This is a genomic window from Curtobacterium sp. NPDC092190, from assembly GCF_044755625.1.
Taxonomy (GTDB): Bacteria; Actinomycetota; Actinomycetes; order Actinomycetales; family Microbacteriaceae; genus Curtobacterium.
Genome location: NZ_JBIVRJ010000001.1, coordinates 741,285 through 760,150, shown reverse-complemented (window position 1 = coordinate 760,150; position 18,866 = coordinate 741,285). Strand labels below are relative to the sequence as shown.

At 73.9% G+C, this 18,866-nt stretch carries 20 protein-coding genes; 12 read left to right on the top strand and 8 right to left on the bottom strand.

Annotated elements, in window-relative coordinates:
* Positions 1 to 52 precede the first annotated feature (52 nt).
* From ACIQFY_RS03525 to ACIQFY_RS03510, 4 genes are read left to right on the top strand one after another with little or no spacing between them, the layout of a single operon-like run.
* A complete protein-coding gene (locus tag ACIQFY_RS03525) occupies positions 53 to 586 on the top strand; it encodes a phosphoribosyltransferase (RefSeq protein ID WP_235426338.1) in 534 nt (177 codons plus the stop codon).
* Complete coding sequence (locus tag ACIQFY_RS03520) at positions 583 to 1,302, top strand: Type 1 glutamine amidotransferase-like domain-containing protein (RefSeq protein ID WP_326496404.1); 720 nt, start codon at positions 583 to 585, stop codon at positions 1,300 to 1,302. Before ACIQFY_RS03525 ends, ACIQFY_RS03520 begins: the two co-directional genes overlap by 4 nt.
* A gap of 5 nt (positions 1,303 to 1,307) precedes the next feature.
* A complete protein-coding gene (locus tag ACIQFY_RS03515; protein WP_400338294.1) occupies positions 1,308 to 1,988 on the top strand; it encodes a uracil-DNA glycosylase in 681 nt (226 codons plus the stop codon).
* A gap of 51 nt (positions 1,989 to 2,039) precedes the next feature.
* On the top strand, positions 2,040 to 2,648 hold the full coding sequence (locus ACIQFY_RS03510; RefSeq protein ID WP_326496402.1) for a GNAT family N-acetyltransferase: 609 nt from the start codon (positions 2,040 to 2,042) through the stop codon (positions 2,646 to 2,648).
* A gap of 371 nt (positions 2,649 to 3,019) precedes the next feature.
* Here ACIQFY_RS03510 and ACIQFY_RS03505 read toward each other — a convergent pair whose 3' ends face one another.
* Positions 3,020 to 3,796 (bottom strand): FCD domain-containing protein, encoded by a 777-nt coding sequence (locus ACIQFY_RS03505; protein ID WP_326496401.1) that lies wholly within the window; start codon positions 3,794 to 3,796, stop codon positions 3,020 to 3,022.
* A 255-nt stretch (positions 3,797 to 4,051) separates the two neighbouring features.
* Between ACIQFY_RS03505 and ACIQFY_RS03500 the strand changes: the two genes are divergently transcribed.
* Both ACIQFY_RS03500 and ACIQFY_RS03495 read left to right on the top strand, forming a co-directional pair.
* Positions 4,052 to 5,617, top strand: a complete 1,566-nt coding sequence (locus tag ACIQFY_RS03500; RefSeq protein WP_400338292.1) for a GntP family permease — start codon at positions 4,052 to 4,054, stop codon at positions 5,615 to 5,617.
* A complete protein-coding gene (locus tag ACIQFY_RS03495; protein WP_326496399.1) occupies positions 5,617 to 6,165 on the top strand; it encodes a gluconokinase in 549 nt (182 codons plus the stop codon). The genes ACIQFY_RS03500 and ACIQFY_RS03495 overlap by 1 nt, the downstream gene beginning before the upstream one ends.
* Before the next feature lie 6 nt (positions 6,166 to 6,171).
* Here ACIQFY_RS03495 and ACIQFY_RS03490 read toward each other — a convergent pair whose 3' ends face one another.
* A complete protein-coding gene (locus ACIQFY_RS03490; protein WP_326496398.1) occupies positions 6,172 to 7,095 on the bottom strand; it encodes a L,D-transpeptidase in 924 nt (307 codons plus the stop codon).
* A 75-nt stretch (positions 7,096 to 7,170) separates the two neighbouring features.
* On the opposite strand from ACIQFY_RS03490, the gene ACIQFY_RS03485 reads away from it, so the two are divergent.
* On the top strand, positions 7,171 to 8,487 hold the full coding sequence (locus ACIQFY_RS03485; RefSeq protein ID WP_326496397.1) for a cytochrome P450: 1,317 nt from the start codon (positions 7,171 to 7,173) through the stop codon (positions 8,485 to 8,487).
* 83 nt (positions 8,488 to 8,570) lie between these two features.
* On the opposite strand, the gene ACIQFY_RS03480 is transcribed toward ACIQFY_RS03485, so the two are convergent.
* Genes ACIQFY_RS03480 through ACIQFY_RS03470 form a run of 3 tightly spaced genes read right to left on the bottom strand, consistent with a single transcriptional unit; the run spans position 8,571 to position 11,639 of the window.
* Positions 8,571 to 10,235 carry an ABC-F family ATP-binding cassette domain-containing protein gene (locus ACIQFY_RS03480; RefSeq protein WP_400338290.1) on the bottom strand — a complete coding sequence of 555 codons (1,665 nt, stop codon included), beginning with the start codon at positions 10,233 to 10,235 and terminating at the stop codon, positions 8,571 to 8,573.
* Between the two features lie 30 nt (positions 10,236 to 10,265).
* Entirely contained in the window at positions 10,266 to 10,877 is a 612-nt protein-coding gene (locus ACIQFY_RS03475) for a TetR/AcrR family transcriptional regulator (protein WP_326496395.1), read from the bottom strand.
* A gap of 9 nt (positions 10,878 to 10,886) precedes the next feature.
* Positions 10,887 to 11,639 carry an acetoacetate decarboxylase gene (locus ACIQFY_RS03470; protein WP_400338288.1) on the bottom strand — a complete coding sequence of 251 codons (753 nt, stop codon included), beginning with the start codon at positions 11,637 to 11,639 and terminating at the stop codon, positions 10,887 to 10,889.
* A 76-nt stretch (positions 11,640 to 11,715) separates the two neighbouring features.
* Between ACIQFY_RS03470 and ACIQFY_RS03465 the strand changes: the two genes are divergently transcribed.
* From ACIQFY_RS03465 to ACIQFY_RS03450, 4 genes are all read left to right on the top strand, one after another.
* Positions 11,716 to 12,579, top strand: a complete 864-nt coding sequence (locus tag ACIQFY_RS03465; protein ID WP_326496393.1) for a 3-hydroxyacyl-CoA dehydrogenase family protein — start codon at positions 11,716 to 11,718, stop codon at positions 12,577 to 12,579.
* 99 nt (positions 12,580 to 12,678) lie between these two features.
* A complete protein-coding gene (locus tag ACIQFY_RS03460) occupies positions 12,679 to 13,275 on the top strand; it encodes an NAD(P)H-dependent oxidoreductase (protein ID WP_400338286.1) in 597 nt (198 codons plus the stop codon).
* On the top strand, positions 13,272 to 13,982 hold the full coding sequence (locus ACIQFY_RS03455; protein WP_400338284.1) for an HAD family hydrolase: 711 nt from the start codon (positions 13,272 to 13,274) through the stop codon (positions 13,980 to 13,982). Before ACIQFY_RS03460 ends, ACIQFY_RS03455 begins: the two co-directional genes overlap by 4 nt.
* 9 nt (positions 13,983 to 13,991) lie before the next feature.
* Positions 13,992 to 14,813, top strand: coding sequence for an ornithine carbamoyltransferase (locus ACIQFY_RS03450; RefSeq protein WP_326496390.1), 822 nt, complete (start codon positions 13,992 to 13,994; stop codon positions 14,811 to 14,813).
* On the opposite strand, the gene ACIQFY_RS03445 is transcribed toward ACIQFY_RS03450, so the two are convergent.
* From ACIQFY_RS03445 to ACIQFY_RS03435, 3 genes are read right to left on the bottom strand one after another with little or no spacing between them, the layout of a single operon-like run.
* Entirely contained in the window at positions 14,810 to 15,478 is a 669-nt protein-coding gene (locus ACIQFY_RS03445; protein ID WP_251155074.1) for a response regulator, read from the bottom strand. The two genes, ACIQFY_RS03450 and ACIQFY_RS03445, sit on opposite strands and share 4 nt — an antisense overlap.
* Positions 15,475 to 16,863: a sensor histidine kinase gene (locus ACIQFY_RS03440; RefSeq protein WP_400338281.1), complete on the bottom strand. Its 1,389-nt coding sequence runs from the start codon at positions 16,861 to 16,863 to the stop codon at positions 15,475 to 15,477. The genes ACIQFY_RS03445 and ACIQFY_RS03440 overlap by 4 nt, the downstream gene beginning before the upstream one ends.
* Positions 16,850 to 17,821, bottom strand: a complete 972-nt coding sequence (locus tag ACIQFY_RS03435; protein ID WP_400338279.1) for a type II CAAX prenyl endopeptidase Rce1 family protein — start codon at positions 17,819 to 17,821, stop codon at positions 16,850 to 16,852. Before ACIQFY_RS03435 ends, ACIQFY_RS03440 begins: the two co-directional genes overlap by 14 nt.
* Positions 17,822 to 17,942: 121 nt before the next feature.
* Between ACIQFY_RS03435 and ACIQFY_RS03430 the strand changes: the two genes are divergently transcribed.
* A complete protein-coding gene (locus ACIQFY_RS03430) occupies positions 17,943 to 18,857 on the top strand; it encodes an NmrA family NAD(P)-binding protein (protein ID WP_400338277.1) in 915 nt (304 codons plus the stop codon).
* Positions 18,858 to 18,866: the final 9 nt, after the last annotated feature.

Sequence of the window (18,866 nt, the reverse complement as noted above, 5' to 3'; positions counted from 1 at the left end):
GGTGTCCGGGCGCGGGTCGCGGCGGGTGGCTCCCTGCCGGTACCGTGGGCGGATGCCGATCAGCAGCGAACCCGGGCAAGCCGCGCAGGCTCCCTCGACCGTGACCGTGACGAGCGGGCCCGAGGTGCTCGGTTGGCTGGAGTTCGGCGACGCGGCGCGGCTGCTCGCCAAGGACGTCCTGTCGTCCGGCTTCGAGCCCGAGGTCGTCGTGGCGGTCGCGCGCGGCGGGCTCATCATCGCCGGCGCCGTGGCGTACGCGCTCGGCACCAAGGAGTGCGGCTCGATCAACGTCGAGTTCTACACCGACGTCGAGCAGCGTCTCGACGAGCCGGTCATCCTCTCGCCCGCCCTCGACGCGCCGAGCCTGGCGGGCAAGCGCGTCCTCGTGGTCGACGACGTCTCCGACTCCGGCCGCACCCTGCGCCTGGTGGTCGACATCATCCGGAACGCCGGCGCCGACGTGCGGAGCGCCTGCCTCTACTCGAAGCCCGGCACCGTGCTCGAGCCCGACCACGTGTGGCGTCGTGTCGACGGGTGGATCACCTTCCCGTGGAGCGCCCTCGCCCCGGTGACGGCCGAGTCGTGAGCATCCACCTCGTCGGCGGGGGCCCCCTCGTCGCGGCCGACGTCGCCGCACCGTTCCTGGCCGAGGCCTCCGCGCGTTCCGCCGCCGTCGGCCGGAGCGTGCCCCGGATCGCCCTGCTCTCCGTGACCGGCCCGTCCGGTGCCGCCCCATCGTCCACCGCCGACATCGCCGAGGTCCTCGGTGGCGCCCGACAGGCCGAGGTCCTGGTGACCGAGGTCGCCGCGGGTGAGGTCTTCGCCACGACGGTCCTGAGCGACGTGGACGCGCTCGTGATCGGCGGCGGGGTCACCCCGGCGTACCTCGACGCGATCCAGCCCCTCGTCGACCAGATCCGGCTCCTCGTCTCCGACGGGCTGCCGTACCTCGGCTACTCCGCCGGCGCGATGGTCGCCGCGGACCGGGCGCTCGTGGGCGGGTGGCGCATCGGCGGCGTCGAGGTCTGCCCGCAGGGGTCGTCCGAGGGTCTCGACGAGGTCGAGCTCCGCGAGGGGCTCGGGCTGGTCGACCTGACGATCGACGTGCACGCCGTGCAGGCCGGCACGCTGGCCCGACTGATCGCGGCGGCCGAGGCGGAGTTCGTCACGGCCGGGCTCGCGATCGACGAGGACACCGCGCTGGTCGTCGGCGAGGGTGCGCTCGAGGTCCGCGGGACGGGCAGCGTCTGGCGTGTGGTCGCCGGCGACGAGTCCGTCTCCGTCGCCACCATGGGCGCCTGACCCCCGTGCGCCCGCACCCGCTGCGCGACCTCGTCGACCACGGGTGGGCCGAGGCCCTCGCGCCGGTCGAGGCCGACGTGCACCGGATGGGCGACTGGCTCCGCGACGAGGTCGCCGCGGGTCGGCACTACCTGCCGGCCGGTGACGTCGTGCTGCGTGCCTTCACGCAGCCGTTCGACGACGTGAAGGTGCTCGTCGTCGGCCAGGACCCGTACCCGACACCCGGACACCCGATCGGGCTGTCCTTCGCCGTCGACCCGCACGTGCGACCGGTCCCGCGCAGCCTGGCGAACATCTACCGCGAACTGCACGACGACCTCGGGGTGACGCCCCCGCCGCACGGCGACCTGCGGGCGTGGTCGGAGCAGGGCGTGCTCCTGCTCAACCGGGTGCTGACCGTCGAGGCCGGTGCCGCCGGCAGCCACCGCGGCAAGGGCTGGGAGGCCGTCACCGACCAGGCCGTCCGTGCGCTCGTCGAGCGGGGGAAGCCCCTCGTCGCCGTCCTGTGGGGCGCCCAAGCCGCGTCGGTCCGCCCGTTGCTCGGCGACACCCCGGTCGTGGCGTCGGCGCACCCGTCCCCGCTCAGCGCCTCCCGCGGGTTCTTCGGCAGCCGGCCGTTCTCGCAGGTCGGCGCGCTGCTCCGCGAGCAGGGCGCCGACCCGGTCGACTGGACGCTCCCCGCCTGACCCTCCGCGGTGCGATGGCCCAGGGCGCGTCGCTGCCCGTAGGCTCGGACCGTGCTCGAGGAGGAATACCAGCGCCGTCGTGTCCTGCCGCGACACCTGCGTGCGCCCGTGCCCGCCGAGGCGACGTTCTCGTACACGATCCGGGCCGCCGAACCGCGGGACCTGCCGGACGTGCGCGAGATCCACACGCACTACGTCCGGAACTCGTCGGTGACCTTCGACCCGGCGGCGTTCGCCTTCGCCCGCTGGAAGCAGCGCTACGACGAGGTGCGCCGGCGCGGGCTGCCGTTCCTCGTCGCCGAGAACCCCTCGGGGCAGATCCTCGGCTACGCCCTGGTCGACCCCTGGAACCCGCGCGACCGGTCGAACCACGTGGTAGAGGACTCGATCTACCTCGGTGCCGCGTCGGGCGGGAAGGGTCTCGGACGGGCGCTGATGGAGGCTCTGCTCGCGGAGTGCCGTGCCGCCGGCGTCCGCGAGGTCATCGCCGTGATCGCCGACCGGCAGGCCGAGGCCTCGATCCGGCTGCACGAGCGACTCGGCTTCGAGGAGGTCGGCCGCATGGGCAAGGTCGGCTACAAGTACGACCGCTGGCTCGGCACCGTCACGATGCGGCTGCGCCTGCGCGGCCCGCGGTTGTTCGCGCGCGCCGGGCGCTGACGCGAGCGCTCCGAGGCTGCGCCGTCGCGGCGGCGTCCGACGTGCACGAGACGCCGGCGTCAGCGCGGAGCGCCCTCGACCTGCGCGAGACGCCGCCCGGATCGCGGCGTCTCGCCACCCGGGCGGCGTCTCGAGCATCCTGCGGGGTGCTGCACGGGCGAGGCGTGTGGGTGTCGGGTCGGCGCCGGGCGGGAGGCGCGTGGCGGGGTCGCCGTGAGCCTCCCGGCTGCCCGTTCCTTCCCATGGCGTGTGCGATGGCTGGTCGTTCCGGGCGTCCCTGGTGCGCTGGGAACGTCAGGTACGCCCGGTTCCGCCGGGTGCGCCCGATCGCGCCCGGTAGGTCGGCCGCCAGGCGCGCCCTCCGCCCGGCGTCAGGCGTCAGGCGCCTCGGCGATGAACTCGTCCCGGGTCACGCGCAGCAGCGCCGTGGCCGCCTCGCCGGCAGCGGCGGCGTCCCCGGCGACCACGGCGAGCGCCACCGCCTCGTGACGGACCGCGGCGTCGCGGGTCCAGCGGGAAATGGTGTCCCGCGACTCCGACGTCCGGGTCCGCAGGAGTGCCTCGACGGTGCCGGCGAAGTGCGTGAACACGGCGTTGCCCGACCCGGTCAGGAGTGCGCGGTGGAAGCGGACGTCGGCCTCGAGGTAGGCGCGACTGTCCTCCCGGCCCCAGGCGTCGAGCATGTCCCGCGCCGCGAGCAGGACCGCCCGACCGGGCGAGCCGGTGTCGCCGGACGGCCCGGCGTCGCCGGACGGCCCGGTGTCGCCGGACGAGCCGGAGTCGTCGGACGCTGCGGCGTTCCCCGCGACGAGGGCCGCCGCGACGGGTTCGACCCCGAGGCGGAGCTCGAGCAGCTCCCGCTGCTGCACGAAGTACGCGGGCGAGGCGCCGCGCCACCGGATGACGGTCGGCGCCAGGAGCTCCCACGACGACACGGGGAGCACCTGCGTGCCGACCCGCTGCCGGGGCTCGACCAGGCCGAGGGACTGCAGGACGCGCAGGGCCTCGCGCACGACGGAGCGGGAGACGCCGGACTCGGACGCGACGAGCTCCGGCCGGACGACGGTGCCGGCGGGCAGCACCCCGTCGACGATGCGCTGACCGAGGGTCTCGAGCACGTGGGCATGGAGGCCGCGGGCGGTGGTCATCGTTCCTCCGGTCGTGCTCTGCGGGACGGACAGCGCGTGACGGACCCGTCCCTGTGACGCGGACTCCATCGAAGCGGCAGACTGCGCCGAACGGCGGGTGCCGCGCGGCAGATCGTTGTACAGTCTTATTTATCAGATTATTGGGGTGCCCGATCGGACACCCGGAGGCGGCCGCGCCGAGCGGCCGCCCGGAGCGTACGACACGCACACGAAGGCGACGGAGCCGCGAGGCAGCGGCTCCAGGAAGGGGCACAGATGCCTCACGCACCCACCGGAGGAACCGCGGCGGCCGACGCGGTGCACGGCCTCACGGTCCTGGCCGCCGAGGGCGGCGGCACGCAGACCGTCGACCCGTCCGGCCCGATCGGTCAGCTCATCGTCGCGGCGCTGCTCGGCATCGTCGTCATCATCGTGCTGATCACCTGGCTCAAGGTGCACCCGTTCGTCGCGCTGACGATCGGCGCGCTCGGGGTCGGGATCGGTGCGGGTCTGGCGCCCGACAAGACGGTCACGAGCTTCGGCACCGGCTTCGGGTCGACGATGACGAGCGTCGGCATCCTGGTGGGCCTCGGGTCGATGTTCGGTCGGATGCTCGTCGACTCCGGGGCCGCCGACCGCGTGGTCGACACCCTCGTCCGTCGCTCGTCGAAGGCCGCGCTGCCGTGGACGATGGCGCTCATCGGCGCGCTGATCGGTCTGCCGATGTTCTTCGAGGTCGGCCTGGTGCTCCTCATCCCGATCATCGTGCTGGTCGCGAAGCGCAGCGGTGTCCCGATCATGAAGATCGCGGTGCCCGCCCTGGTCGGCCTCTCCACCATGCACGCCTTCGTGCCGCCGCACCCCGGCCCGCTCGTCGCGGTCTCGACGGTCGGCGCGAACCTCGGCACGACGCTCGCGTTCGGCATCGTCCTGGCGATCCCGGTGATCGTGCTGGCCGGTCCCGTGTTCGCGCGCTTCGCAGCCCGCTGGGTCGACATCCCCGCACCGGACATGTTCGGCTCGCGCGGTTCCGGCACGTCCGGCAGCGGTGGCTCGGGGCCGTCGGACCCCGCGCACGCCGGCCGGGAGGCACGTCGCGGCCCCGCCACGCAGGACACCGCGTCCCTGCCGAACGGCAAGAGCGACTTCACCCGCGTCATCAGCGAACCGCGCAGCCCGTCGTTCGCCGTCGCGCTCGTCGGCATCCTGCTGCCGGTCGTGCTCATGCTCGCCCAGGCGGTCCGCGAGGCGGTCACCCCCGACGCCGCGGGCGGCTGGGTGTCGCTGCTCGACTTCCTCGGTACCCCGATGATCGCCATCGGGATCGCCACCGTCTTCGCCATGGTCTTCTTCGCGATCGGCGGCGGCATGGACCGGAGCGCCGTGGCGAAGTCCCTCGAGGACGCGCTGCCCCCGGTCGCCGGCGTGCTGCTCATCGTCGGCGCGGGCGGCGGCTTCAAGCAGGTGCTCATCGACACCGGCATCGGCGGGGTGATCGCCGACGCGGTGCAGGAGTCCGGCATCTCGGTCCTACTGGTCGCGTGGGTGGTGTCTGCCCTCGTCCGCGTCGCCACCGGTTCCGCCACCGTCGCGACCGTCACCGCGGCCGGCATCATGGCACCGATCGCAGCCGACCTGTCCACGCCGGAGACCTCGCTGCTCGTGCTGGCGATCGGCGCCGGGTCGGTGTTCCTGTCGCACGTCAACGACGCGGGTTTCTGGCTCGTCAAGGGCTACCTCGGCACCACGGTCGGACAGACGTTCAAGACGTGGACGGTGCTCGAGTGCCTCATCTCCGTCATCGGTCTGGTCGGCGTGCTCATCGCGGGGGTGTTCTTCTGATGGCGGCGACCCACGACGCTCCGGTCGGCACCGACGGCACCGAGCCGCGCGTCCTCGTGGTGATGGGGGTCTCCGGCTCCGGCAAGTCGACGCTCGCCGCGACGGTCGCAGAGCGGCTCGGGTGGGAGTTCGCCGAGGGCGACGACATGCACCCGCCCACCAACGTCGCGAAGATGGAGGCGGGCACACCGCTCACGGACGAGGACCGCTGGCCGTGGCTCGGGACGATCGCGGAGTGGATCCGGTCGCACCTGGCCGACGACGCCCCCGGGGTCGTCACCTGCTCGGCGCTGAAGCGCTCCTACCGCGACGTGCTCCGGGCGCCCGGCGTGGTGTTCGTGCACGTCGCCGGTGACCCCGCCCTCGTCGAGCAGCGGATGTCCGCGCGGGCCGGTCACTTCATGCCGACGTCGTTGCTCGCCTCGCAGCTCGCGACGCTCGAGCCGCCGCAGCCGGACGAGGCGCACCTGACCGTGGCTGCCGAGCGCTCGCCCGACGAGGAGAGCGCCGACGTGGTGACGCGGCTGGGGCTCGCCACCGGCCGGTGACCGACGTCAGGTGAACCAGATCGCGGTCCCGACCGGCAGCTCGGACAGCGTCTTCGTCATCGCGGCGGAGATCCGGACGCACCCGTGCGAGCTGCCGTTCGGGTCCGGGTAGTAGTGCAGGGCGGTGAGGGCCGCGTTGCCGCCGTACTGCGGGATGCGTGACGAGTGCGCCCCGGTCAGGATGATCGGGTTGCCCTGCGTGTACGTCACGCGCGCATCGACGTAGGCGGCTTCGACGTACGTCGCGGTCGCGGTGGGTGTGGGGTCGTCCGGGGTCCCCAGGCGGGCGGGCTCCGACGCCGACACCGAGTCGTCCTGGTGCACGACGGACACCGTCGACGCGGCGACGTCCACGCGGACCATACGGTCGACCGACGCGATCGAGAAGTCCGACGCACGCGCCCACGCGAAGGTGGCGCTCGGCGCGGTCGGGTCGCCGCCGTCGCCGGGCGTGCGGTTCCGGGCGGGGGTCGACACGAGGACCATGCCGCCGTCCTTCCCGTCCGACCGGCCCCAGACGGCGGTCGCTGCGGGCGTCTCGATCGTGGAGACCGTCGAGGCGAGTGTGGCGACCGGGCGCGCGTCCGCCGAGGGGGCGGCGTAGAGCGCGACGAGGCGCTGCTTCGGGGTGGCGATCTGCCACTGGTTGTCGGGTCGGACGGTGCTGCCGTCGAGGAGTTCCGGGACGACCGCGTCGTGGAACGCCAGGGGGAGTGCCGCGAGCTCGGCTTCGGACGCGGCAGCCGGGATCGCGGGCAGCGTCGGCCTCGGTGTCGGCGTCGGGGTGGCCGTCCGGCTCGGCACCGACGTCGGCCGCGCGGCGGTCGTGGCCGCCGGTCCCGGCTGCTGCACGGCCGCGCCGATCCCCACCGCGGCCAGCGTCGCTGCCGCCACCGCGGCGATCGTGATGCCCCAGGTCCTGCGTCGCATGTGTCCCCTCCCGCACCCAGTTCACCAGATGGCGGCCGTGAGCGTACCTCGGGAGGCGCTGGCACCATGGCGAGCATGGCGATCGACGACTCCCTCGGACTCCTGACCCGCGGCTACGGCTTCGGCGCCCACCTGTGGCGACGCACCGCTCCCGGCGCCCGCGCGGTGCCCTTCCGGCTGCTCGGACGGCCGGCGCTGCTCGTCCGGGGGAAGGAGGGTGTCGACCTGTTCTACGACGGCGACCGCACCGCCCGGCACGGCGCCATGCCCGCGCTCGTGCAGCGGACCCTGTTCGGCGTCGGCTCGGTGCACTCGCTCGACGGCGCGGAGCACCGGCACCGCAAGGCGACCTTCGTCGACGTCGCGTACGAGGACGAGCAGGTGCGTCGGCTCACCCCGTTCCTGGCCGAGGAGTGGGCACGCGAGCTCGACGCCTGGCTCGCCGGTGGTCGGCGCACCGCGTACGACGCGGCGGTCGGCGCGATCGGACGGGCGGTCATGCGCTGGGCGGGACTCCCGGGCACCCCGGCCGCGAAGACCCGGTGGGCGGCGGAGCTCGCGCAGGTCGTCGACGGCTTCGGCGTGCCGTACTCGCCGGAGTACCTGCTCGCCGTGCTGCACCGCCACCGGTCGGACCGGCACGCTGCGCGGCTCGTCGAGGCGGTCCGCGGCGGACGGCTGCACCCCGCCGAGGGCACGGCACTGCACGAGTGGGCCTGGCACCGCGACCAGGCTGGCGCCCTGCTCCCACCGCGGACGGCCGGCATCGAGCTGCAGAACTCGATCCGCCCGGCGATCGCCGTCGCACGGTTCGTCGCGTTCGCCGCGAAGGAGCTCCACGACCGGCCGGAGTGGCGCGGTCGGGTCGCCGAGGAGACCCTGTCCCGCGGCTCCCTCGTCGACGGGCCCGTCGCGGTCGCGTTCGCGCAGGAGATCCGTCGCACCGCGCCCTTCGTCCCGGTGCTGCCGGCATGGGCAACCGAGGACGTCGAACTCGACGGCGAGCACCTCCGTGCGGGCGGCCGGGTGGTGCTCGACGTCCTCGGCACGGACACGGACGACCGCTCCTGGCCCGACGCCGACCGGTTCGACCCCGCCCGCTGGCTCGACGTCACGAGCTGGGACGACGTCGAGGCCGTGGCGACCTTCGTGCCGCACGGCGGAGCGGACGTCGCGAACGGGCACCGGTGTCCGGGGGAGAAGGTCGCCGTCGCAGCCCTCGCCACCGCCGTCGCCGTGCTCAGCGACCCGCGGGTCGAGGTGCTCGACGAGGGGCTCGCCGTCGACCGTCGGAGGATGCCGACGAAGCCCGCATCGGGCGGGCGTGTGACACGCCGTGGCGCGGGCACCGCGCGGTCCGGCGGGTGCCCGTTCCACCGGACCGCCCACTGACGGGTCCGTCCGCCGAGCCGACCCGGCCACGAGACGGACGGGAGGCCCGTGGCGCGCCCGCCACGGGCCTCCCGTCCGTCCCGTCACACCTCGGTGACGCGACCCGCCTCGACCCGCCAGCGCCGGTCCAGTCGGACGGTGTCGAGCATCCGCCGGTCGTGGGTGACGAGCAGCAGGGTGCCGTCGTAGGACTCCAGGGCCTGCTCGAGCTGTTCGATCGCCGCCAGGTCGAGGTGGTTCGTCGGCTCGTCGAGCACGAGCACGTTCACGCCGCGGGCCTGCAGCAGCGCGAGGCCGGCACGAGTCCGCTCACCGGGTGAGAGCGCGGCGGACGGGCGACCGACGTGCTCCGCCTTCAGCCCGAACTTCGCGAGCAGGGTCCGCACGTCGGCGGTGGTCATCTCGGGGACGAGCTCCTCGAACGCCGCGGCGAGGGGCTGCTCGCCCGTGAACGCCGCGCGGGCCTGGTCGACCTCGCCGATCGCGACGCTGGAGCCCAGCGACGCCGAACCGCTCGTCGGCTCCGTCCGGCCGAGCAGGGCGCGGAGCAGGGTCGACTTGCCGGCGCCGTTCGGGCCGGTGATGCCGATCCGGTCGCCGCCGGCGACCTGCAGCGACACCGGGCCGAGCGTGAAGTCGCCCTGCTCGTAGACGGCGTCGGACAGCGTGGCGACGACGGCCGAGGACCGCGGCGCACTGCCGATGGTGAAGGCGAGCTGCCACTCCTTGCGGGGCTCCTCGACCTCGTCGAGCCGGGCGATGCGCGACTCCATCTGCCGGACCTTCTGCGCCTGCTTCTCGCTCGACTCGCTCGCGGCCCGGCGACGGATCTTGTCGTTGTCGGGGTTCTTCTTCATCGCGTTCCGCACGCCCTGGCTCGACCACTCGCGCTGGGTCCGGGCGCGCGAGACGAGGTCGGCCTTCGTCGCGGCGTACTCGTCGTACGCGTCACGCTTGTGCTGGCGGGCGATCTCACGTTCCTCGAGGTACGCCTCGTACCCGCCGCCGAACAGCCGGTGCGACGACTGCGCCAGGTCGAGCTCGAGCACGGCCGTCACCGAGCGGGCGAGGAACTCGCGGTCGTGGCTGACCAGGACGGCACCGCCGCGCAGCCCCCGGACGAATTGCTCGAGCCGGTCGAGCCCGTCCAGGTCGAGGTCGTTCGTCGGCTCGTCGAGCAGCACGACGTCGAAGCGGGAGAGCAGCAGGGCGGCCAGGCCGACCCGGGCGGTCTGGCCGCCGGACAGCGCGGTCATCAGCGAGTCCGGGCCGACGCCGGAGCCGTCCGGGGTCGCCTCGAGGCCGAGCTCGGCGAGCACGACGGGCAGCCGCTCCTCGAGGTCGGCGGCGCCGGACGCCAGCCAGCGTTCCAGTGCGGCGGAGTACCGGTCGGCCGCTGCGTCGCCGCCGTCCGGGTCGCCCAGGGCCTCGGCAGCACGGTCCATGTCGGCCGTGGCGTCGGCGCAGCCCGTGCGTCGGGCGACGTACGCCGCGACCGTCTCCCCGGCGACGCGCTCGTGCTCCTGGGGGAGCCAGCCGACGAAGGCGTCCGGCGGGTTCGTCGACACCCTGCCGGCGAGTGGCTCGTCGACGCCCGCGAGGAGGCGGAGGAGCGTGGACTTGCCCGCCCCGTTCACACCGACCAGGCCGATCACGTCACCCGGCGCGACGGTGAGGTCGAGGCCCTCGAAGAGCGTGCGGGCGGCGTACCCGCCGGCGAGGTCCTTGGTGACGAGCGTGGCGGTCATCCGGCAATCGTCCCACGGCCGGGAGGGCGCTCAGGCCGGGCGCGTGAGCCCGAGGATGCACCCCTCGACCGCCGCGACCCGCACCGCGTCCGTCCCGTCGAACAGCACGCTCTGGCTGACCGCCCCGACGTGTGCTGCCACCACCGCACGCGTGTAGAGCGCCGGGTCGACTATGGGGACCCGGCCGGCTCGTTCCAACGCTGCGACGAGGAGTGGCTGGAGCGTCGCGTGGAACCGGTCGGTGTGCGCGCGGAGCAGGGCGTTCACCTCGGGGTCGTGCCGGGCGCGCGTGGTGAGCACCGAGCGGATCGCGTACCAGCGGTCCTCGGGCGGCAGGCCGTGCACGACGCCCTGCACGACCCCGTCGACCGTCGGGTGCCCGTCGAGTGCGGCGCCGAGCTCGTGTTCGAGCACGGCGAAGACGGCTTCGGCCTGCTGCTCGTAGACCGCGAAGAACAGCTCGTCGACCGTCCGGAAGTTCGAGTAGAACGCCCCGCGCGTGAACCCGGCGCGGGCGACGACCGCCTCGACGCTGACCGAGGTCGACCCGGTCTCCTGGAAGATCGCCTCCGCGGCCGCGATGAGCGTCGCCCGGGTGCTGCTCCGCCGGCGGACGGCGCGCGGTGCGGCTGGTTCGGTCACGGCTCCAGGCTAGGCCGAGTGCCGGTCGGCCAGGTAGTCGTGCACGGTGCGCACCGGGGCGAGGGTCAGGTCCGTCAGGATGTGCGAAGCGCGGACGACCTCGAGCACCGGCAGGTCCGCCATCGGCGCGAGGGCGTGTGCGAACAGCTGGAGTCGGGCGGGTCCGGTCCAGGCCTGCTTGACGGTCACGTCGGTGATCTCGGTGCGGACGAGGTCGGCCACCAGGTGGCGCTGGGTCCGCAGGTCCGGGACCAGCTTCACCATGAAGGTCGGCACGGTGATCTCCGCCAGGGCGGCGTCGTGGTCGAGCGGCTCCCACTCGTACGCCATGGTCGCGGTGGCCACCCGCTCGGTCCCGCGGTCGAGGGTGCCGACGAGCGCGCCCTGGTCGACGCGGAGCGCCGGTGTGCCGAGGACCTTCGGGTAGGCGCTGAGCTCGCGGCCGGCGAGGGTCGCGGCCGCGTTGTCGAGGTACATCGCGTGCAGGTACTCGCCGCGTTCGCCCTCGTGCTCGACCTGGATCGCCTGCCCGGACTCGACGTACGGGCCGTACCCGTCGACCTCGCCCATCTTCATGACCTCGAACCGGACGAGCGGTTCGGTGACCTCGAGCGGCTCCGGGACCACGGCGCGCAGCGCGTCGAGGTCGGTGCGGTAGACGACGTTGAAGTACTCGCGGTCGGTGAACCGGGTCGGCCGGAGCGGGTAGACCGGGGCGGCGAGCGGGGTGGTCAGGTGCTGGAGGACGTCGTCGGCGCGCATGCGCATCTCCTTCGGAACTCGGATACGATCTGTATCGAATACGAACTGTACCGAATTCGACCGAGAGCAGGAACCCGTGCCCTACCAGCCGCCCCGCGACACCGCCGACCGCCCCGTGACCGTGATCGGCGGTGGCACCCTCGGACGCCGGATCGCCCTGATGTTCGCCAGCGGCGGTGCCGAGGTCCGGATCCACGACCTGTCCGAGGAGGTCCGTGCCGCCGCCGTCGCGTACGTCGAGGAGACCCTGCCCGGGGTCGTGGCCGCGCGCGACGGTGCGACGGCGGGGACGGTCCGCGGCGAGGCAGACCTCGAGGCCGCGGTGGTCGACGCGTGGCTCGTCGTCGAGGCCGTGCCCGAGCGCCTCGACCTGAAGACCCCGCTGTTCGGACGGCTCGACGCACTGGTCGCCGCGGACACGATCCTGGCGACGAACTCGTCCTCGTACGCCAGCCGCCTGGTGATCGACGAGGTCGCGCACCCCGAGCGCGTCCTCAACGTGCACTTCTACATGCCACCGCAGCAGAACGCCGTCGACCTGATGAGCGACGGCCAGACCGACCCCGCGGTCATCGACCTGCTGCTCGAGGTGCTGCCCCGCTACGGCGTCCACCCGTTCCTGGCCCGCCGCGAGTCGACCGGGTTCATCTTCAACCGCATCTGGGCCGCCATCAAGCGCGAGGCGCTCGCGGTCGTCGCCGACGGCGTCTCGACGCCCGAGGACGTCGACGCCATGTGGCAGGTGAACAGCGGCGCACCGGCCGGGCCCTTCCGGATGATGGACCAGGTCGGCCTCGACGTGGTCCTCGACATCGAGGAGCACTACGCGGCCGAGGACCCGCACCTGCCGGAGGGTCCCCGTCGGCTGCTCCGCGAGCACGTCGACGCCGGCCGTCTCGGCGTGAAGACCGGACAGGGCTTCTACCGCTACGACGACTGACGTCGTCCCCACCCGCCGGACGGGAGGCGCGGTGCCGGCCCGCACCGCGCCTCCCGTCCTGTGGGGCGTCCGTGCACCCGCTGCTGGCAGGATCGAGCCGTGTCGACGCTCATCGTGACCGCCCACCCGGACCCCGACTCGCTGACGCTCGCCGTCGCCCACCGCCTCGAGGCGGCGCTCGACGCCGCCGGCGCGGGCCCCGTCACGGTCGCCGACCTCGCCGCCGAGGGATTCGACCCCCGGTTCACCGCCGCCGACCGGCACACGTACCGGACGGGGACCGACCCGGCGCCCGACGTCGCGGCCGAACAGGCGCGCCTCGACGGGACCGACCACCTCGTGCTCGTGTTCCCGGTGTGGTGGTGGTCGGTGCCCGCGCTGCTCAAGGGCTGGCTCGACCGGGTGTTCGTGAACGGGTGGGCCTTCGGCGTCGGCGAGGACGGGCGCATCGACCGTCGGCTCGGCCGACTGACGGTGCACCTGCTGCCGATCGCCGGGGACGACGCCGGTGTGTACGAGCGGCACGGGTACGAGCAGGCGCTGCGGACGCAGCTCGAGCACGGCGTCGTGGACTTCTGCGGCGCGGTCCGCGGGGCGACGGCGTTCGTCCACGAGTCCGAGCACGAGGACCCCACCGTGCGCGAGCGGGCCGTCGTGGCCGCGGTCGAGCGGGTCGTCGCAGCGGTGCGGGGATGATCCTCGACGTCCGTGCCGTGGTGTTCGACCTCGACGGCACCCTGTTCGACCACGCGGGAGCAGCAGCGCGAGCCGTCGACGACCTCCTCGGCGCGCTCGGTGTCGCGGCGACCGACCGCCTGCGGGCCGCGTGGGCCGAGGCGGAGGAGCGGCACTTCGAACGGTGGCGACGCGGGGAGGTCGACTTCGCCGAGCAGCGTCGAGCCCGGCTCGTCGAGGTCCTGCCCCTCGCCGGGCTCCGGCCACCGCAGGACCCGCACGAGCTCGACCTCCTGTTCGGCCGCTACCTCGCCGCGTACCGGGCCGCCTGGCGTCCGTTCCCCGGGAGTGCTCCGCTCCTGCGCGCGGTCCGCGACGCCGACCGGGCCGTCGGTGTCCTGACGAACGGGACCGAGGAGCAGCAGCGCGACAAGCTCGCCGCCACGGGGCTGTCGGACCTCGTCGACGTCGTGTGCACGTCGGAGCGGATCGGGGTGGCCAAGCCGGACCGACGCGCGTTCGAGCGGATCGCCGACGAGCTCGGCGTCCCGGCCGCCGCGTGCCTGTTCGTCGGCGACGACCCGCAGCGTGACGTCGCCGGGGCACGTGCCGCGGGGATGCGCGCGGTCCTGGTCGACCCGGCCCGCGACGGCGACGCCGCGGTCCGGTCCTCCGTGCTGTCGGCCTGCGCGGGGCGTCGGGCACCGAACGGCGGTGACCGCCCCTAGCGTGGCGACGTGCGCCACCTCCTGCGACTCGACGACTGGACCACCGACGACACCGACGCGGTGTTCGCCCTCGCCCGCGGGTACGAGCAGGGCACCGGTCCGGTGCTGGACGGGGCTGCGGCGGTGTTCTTCCCGCCGACGAGCCTGCGCACGAGGGCGTCCTTCGAGCGGGGTGCGGCGCTCGCCGGACTCCAGCCGATCGTGTTCCCGCCGGAGTCGCTCGACAAGGACGAGGCGCACGACGACGTCGCCCGGTACCTCGCGGACTTCGTCGACGTGCTCGTCGTCCGGCACCGGGACCTGTCCGTCCTCGAGGCGCTCGCCGCTGCCGACGCGGTGCCCGTCGTGAACGCCATGACGAGCGTCAACCACCCGTGCGAGGTGCTCGCGGACCCGTGGGCACTCACCCGCGGGCGCGACGTCGGGTCGCTCCGGGTGCGGTTCGTCGGCGCCGACGGCAACATCGCGCGCGCCTGGGCCGAGGCGTCGCGACTGTTCGGCTTCGACCTGCTCCAGTGCTGCCCCGAGGGAATGGGAGCGCCCGACGTGGCGTGGACGGAGGACCTCGCCGGGGCGATGGCCGACGCGGACGTCGTCGTGACCGACGGACCCGGTCGCCACGCCGCTGCGCTCGAGCCCTACCGGGTCACCGCGGACGTCCTGGCGCTCGCGCCCGACGGGGTGCGCTTCGCCCCGTGCCCGCCGTTCGTCCGTGGGCGCGAGGTCAGCGCGGACGCGATCGCGAGCCCGGCCTTCGTGGGGCACGGGGCGAAGCGTGCGCTCCTGCCGGTGCAGCAGGCGGTCCTGGCGCACTGCCTCGCGGTCGCCTAGCCCTCGGGGACGGCCACGACGCGGTTCTGGTACGCCCAGACCACCGCCTGCAGGCGCGAGCGCACCCCGAGCTTCGGCAGCATCCGAGCGAGGTGCGACTTCACCGTGGAGACCTCGACGACGAGTGCCTCGGCGATCTCCTCGTTCGACATCCCCTGTGCGAGGAGCAGCAGCACGTCCCGCTCCCGCGCGGTCAGCAGCTCCGAGGCCCGGTCGCCCGTCACCGGCTGCAGGCTCCGCCGCGACACGAACTCCCGCAGCACCCGCCGCGTCAGGCTCTGGTCGATCGTGCCGTTCCCGGCGGCGACCTGGCGCACGGCACCGACGATGACGTCCGGCTCCGCGTCCTTGAGCAGGAACCCGGACGCCCCCGCCTCGAGCGCCCCGAACACCAGGTCGTCGAGGTCGAAGGTCGTCAGCATCAGCACCGGCACCGCCGGGTCGGCGTCAGGGGCGCAGAGCTCCCGCGCCACCTCGATGCCGTTCCGGACCGGCATCCGGATGTCGAGCACCGCCACGTCCGGCCGCGTGCTCCGTGCGAGCGTCAGGGCCTCGCCGCCGTCGGCCGCCACCCCGACCACCTCGACGTCCGGTTCGGCCGCCAGGAGCGCCGACACCCCCGCCCGGACGAGCGGCTGGTCGTCCGCCACCAGGACCCGGATCACCGGGCCACCTCGGGCGTCTCGCGTCCGAGTCGCAGCGTCACGACCCAGCCGCCGTCCGGTGTGGTCCCGGCCTGGAGGCGCGCCCCCACCAGGTCCGCCCGCTCACGCATCCCGCGCAGCCCATTGCCGCCTGCTCCCGGACGCTCCGGGGTCGGCTCACCCGGTCCTGCGGGGGTGTCCGCGCTCGCCGCGGACACCGCGGGTGCGGCGTTCTCGATCGTCAGCCCCAGGTGCCCGGCTGCACGGTCGTCCAGCGTGACCGTGACGACGGCGCCGGGGGCGTGCAGGGCGGCGTTCGCCAGTGCCTCCTGTGCGGTGCGGTAGGCCGCGAGCTGCGCCAGGGGCCCGACGCCCTCGGCGACCTCGTGCGCACCGCGGAGGACCTCGAGCCGCACGTCGGACCGGTACCGGGCACGTTCGACCAGGTCCACGATGCCCGCGACGGTCTCGACGGCACGTTCCGCGGGGGCGTCGTCCCGCAGCAGGCCGACCAGGCGACGGAGGTCCTCGAGCACCGCGGTGCTCTGCTCCCGCACCTGACGGACGCCCTCGTGCGCCGCGGTCGGGTCGGTGTCGATCTGCCGGTCGATGACGGCCGACATGAGGGCGATCCCGGACAGGTGGTGGGCCGCGATGTCGTGCAGCTCCCGCGCCATGGCCGCGCGTTCGCGGGACACGGCTGCGTCGACCCGGGCGTCCTGCTCGCGGACCGCTGCGGAGGCCTCGGCGGTCCGGGCGGCGACCTCGGCGTCCCTCGCGGCCCGGACCTCGCGCCGGGACCGCACCACGAGCGCCACGACGAGCGGGAGCCCGACGGCCCCGATGGCCTGCGTGACGCCCTGAGGGAGTGCGTCGCCGAGTGCGTCGGCGAGGGAACGGCCGGACAGCGCGCCGTTCAGCTCGATCCAGTTGCCCGCGGTGCCGGCGGACACGAGTGCCGCCGTCCCGACGACCGACGGCCAGAGCCGGGTGAGCGGCACCCGGAGGGCAGCGAGCACCACCGCCACGACGACGGGGAGCGCGGTGAGGCCGAACAGGTCTCCGCCGGAGGTGACGGCGACCACGAGGACGGGGACGGCGGCGACCGCGAGGAGGACCGCTCGGGGGACTCGACGAGCAGCCAGCAGGACCGCGGACTGGACCAGGAGTCCGAGTGCGACCGCGGTCCAGTCGGCGTCGCCGAACTCGGGAGCCGAGAGTGGATGTCCGGACGTGTCCGGGTCGACGGTGTCGAGGTACGGCAGCCCGAGCAGCAGCGCGAGCGAGACGACCGCGGTGGCGACCGCGACGAGGACGTCGGTCCGACGGAGGCGACGGTCGCCGCCGACCCGCGCGGTGCGGGAGTCGGCGGCGACGCGAGCCGCACTCGCTTCAGCGGGTGCCATTGTTCGATCCTACGAGGCGGGCGGAGGCCGACGCGGGGAGGTGGTCCGTGCCTCCCAGCCGGCGGTCGTACCCGAGCCGGCCCCGGGTGGCGACCAGCAGGACGGCGGCGGCCACCGTCGAGACGATCGTGAGCCCGTGCATCATCGTGCCCGCGGTCATCCCCGGGTACATGTCCGCCCACAGGGTGGAGATGGTGTTGTTCACGCCGACGTGCAGCAGCAGTGCGATCGGCAGGCTCTCGCCGGTGCGGTTGAACACCCACGTCATCACGACGTTGAACGTGATCGTGAAGAGGGCGAAGACGACCGGCTCCGACCAGTGCGCGTCCGGCCACCCGCCCCAGTCCGACAGGTACAGCGGCATGTGCCACAGCGCCCACAGCGGACCGAGCACCGCGGCGGCGCCGAGCGGTCCGAAGCGGTCCTGCAGTCGGGGGAGGGCGAAGTCGCGCCAGCCGGGCTCCTCCGACAGGCCGGTGGTGAACAACTGCACCACGAGACCCGGCACGAGGGCGAGCAGGGCGAGAGCGGTCGGTGCCTGGACGTTCCCGCCGGAGAACGGCAGACCCGTCAGGACGATGAGCGCCGGGACGCCGACCAGTGCCAGTGCGTACCAGTACCAGGAGACCCGCCACCGCCAGAGCCGACCGACCCAGCGCCGCAGCCCCGGACGGCCGTCGGCGAGGGCGGTCACCACGAACGCACCGCCGAGCGGACCGAGGAGCGCGCCGGGCAGGATCCCGGTGAACTGGGCCGTGCCGAGGAACTCCGGGAAGTGCAGGTCCCACACGCCCAGACCGTGCGGACTCAGGATGTAGGGCACCCACGCGAGCCAGCTGAGGCCGAGCGCCAGGGTGGCGAAGGAGGCGAGCGGGTGCCGGGACACCACACCCCGGACCCCCGTCGCACGGGGTGCAGCGGTGCCGGCTCCGGGCCGGACTTCGGTCGTGTTCGTCATGACACCGACGCTAGGGAGGACCGTTCGTCGGGACGACCGGCGGAGGGATGCACCACCGGGAGTTCCACCGAAGGATGCAAGTGACGGACGGGGCCGGACGCCCGTGCGTAGCGTCGGGTGCATGACCAGCACCACCGTCCTCGTCGCCGGCGCCACCGGGGACCTCGGTTCCCGCATCGTCGACGCGCTCCTCGCGGCCGACCCCGACGTCCGGATCCGAGCACTGAGCCGCTCGGCCACCGGGCCCGCGGCCGACCGGCTCACCGCACGGTCCGACCGTGTCTCCGTCGTCAGCGCCGCCTACGACGACCACCACGGACTCGTGACGGCGCTCGCCGGGGTCGACGTCGTCGTCTCGGCGGTGAGCGGCACCCGCTCCGTGGTCGTCGACGCACAGACCGCGCTGCTCGCCGCGGCGGTCGACGCCGGCGTCCCGCGGTTCGTCCCGTCGGACTACTCGGCCGACTACCGCGCGATCACCCCCGGGACGAACCGGAACTTCGAGCTGCGCCGCGAGTTCGCCGCGACGCTGGACGCCGCACCGATCCGGGCGACCTCCGTGCTGAACGGCGCGTTCACCGACATGCTCACCGGACAGGCTCCGATGATCCTCTTCGACCGCCACACGGTCCTGTACTGGTCGTCCCCGGACCAGGTGCTCGACTTCACCACGAAGGACGACACCGCCTGGGTCACCGCGCGCGTCGCCCTCGACCCCGACGCGCCGCGGGTCGTCGAGGTCGCCGGCGACCGGGTCACCGCCCGGAGCGTCGCCGACACCCTCTCGCGGCTCACCGGCACCCGGTTCCGCACGCAGTGGGCCGGGACCTCCGGGACGCTCTCCGCGATGGCACGCGTCGGACGACGGCTCTCGCGGGCCGACGACGCGGAGCCGTTCCCCGCCTGGCAGGGGATGCAGTACTTCGTCAGCATGTTCAGCGGCGAGGCCGAGCTCCACCACGTCGCGAACGACCGCTACGGGCCGCACGACTGGACGACGGTGCGGGACGTGCTCGCCGTGCACCTGCAGGCCTAGGCTCGGGGA

Bases quoted from the DNA above. Each gene is read 5' to 3' on its own strand.
- ACIQFY_RS03525 (WP_235426338.1), top strand. From the start codon at position 53: ATGCCGATCAGCAGCGAACCCGGGCAAGCCGCGCAGGCTCCCTCGACC.
- ACIQFY_RS03505 (WP_326496401.1), bottom strand. From the start codon at position 3,796: ATGACCACCGCCCGCGGCCTCCATGCCCACGTGCTCGAGACCCTCGGT.
- ACIQFY_RS03500 (WP_400338292.1), top strand. From the start codon at position 4,052: ATGCCTCACGCACCCACCGGAGGAACCGCGGCGGCCGACGCGGTGCAC.
- ACIQFY_RS03495 (WP_326496399.1), top strand. From the start codon at position 5,617: ATGGCGGCGACCCACGACGCTCCGGTCGGCACCGACGGCACCGAGCCG.
- ACIQFY_RS03490 (WP_326496398.1), bottom strand. From the start codon at position 7,095: ATGCGACGCAGGACCTGGGGCATCACGATCGCCGCGGTGGCGGCAGCG.
- ACIQFY_RS03485 (WP_326496397.1), top strand. From the start codon at position 7,171: ATGGCGATCGACGACTCCCTCGGACTCCTGACCCGCGGCTACGGCTTC.
- ACIQFY_RS03480 (WP_400338290.1), bottom strand. From the start codon at position 10,235: ATGACCGCCACGCTCGTCACCAAGGACCTCGCCGGCGGGTACGCCGCC.
- ACIQFY_RS03470 (WP_400338288.1), bottom strand. From the start codon at position 11,639: ATGCGCGCCGACGACGTCCTCCAGCACCTGACCACCCCGCTCGCCGCC.
- ACIQFY_RS03455 (WP_400338284.1), top strand. From the start codon at position 13,272: ATGATCCTCGACGTCCGTGCCGTGGTGTTCGACCTCGACGGCACCCTG.
- ACIQFY_RS03440 (WP_400338281.1), bottom strand. From the start codon at position 16,863: ATGGCACCCGCTGAAGCGAGTGCGGCTCGCGTCGCCGCCGACTCCCGC.
- ACIQFY_RS03435 (WP_400338279.1), bottom strand. From the start codon at position 17,821: ATGACGAACACGACCGAAGTCCGGCCCGGAGCCGGCACCGCTGCACCC.
- ACIQFY_RS03430 (WP_400338277.1), top strand. From the start codon at position 17,943: ATGACCAGCACCACCGTCCTCGTCGCCGGCGCCACCGGGGACCTCGGT.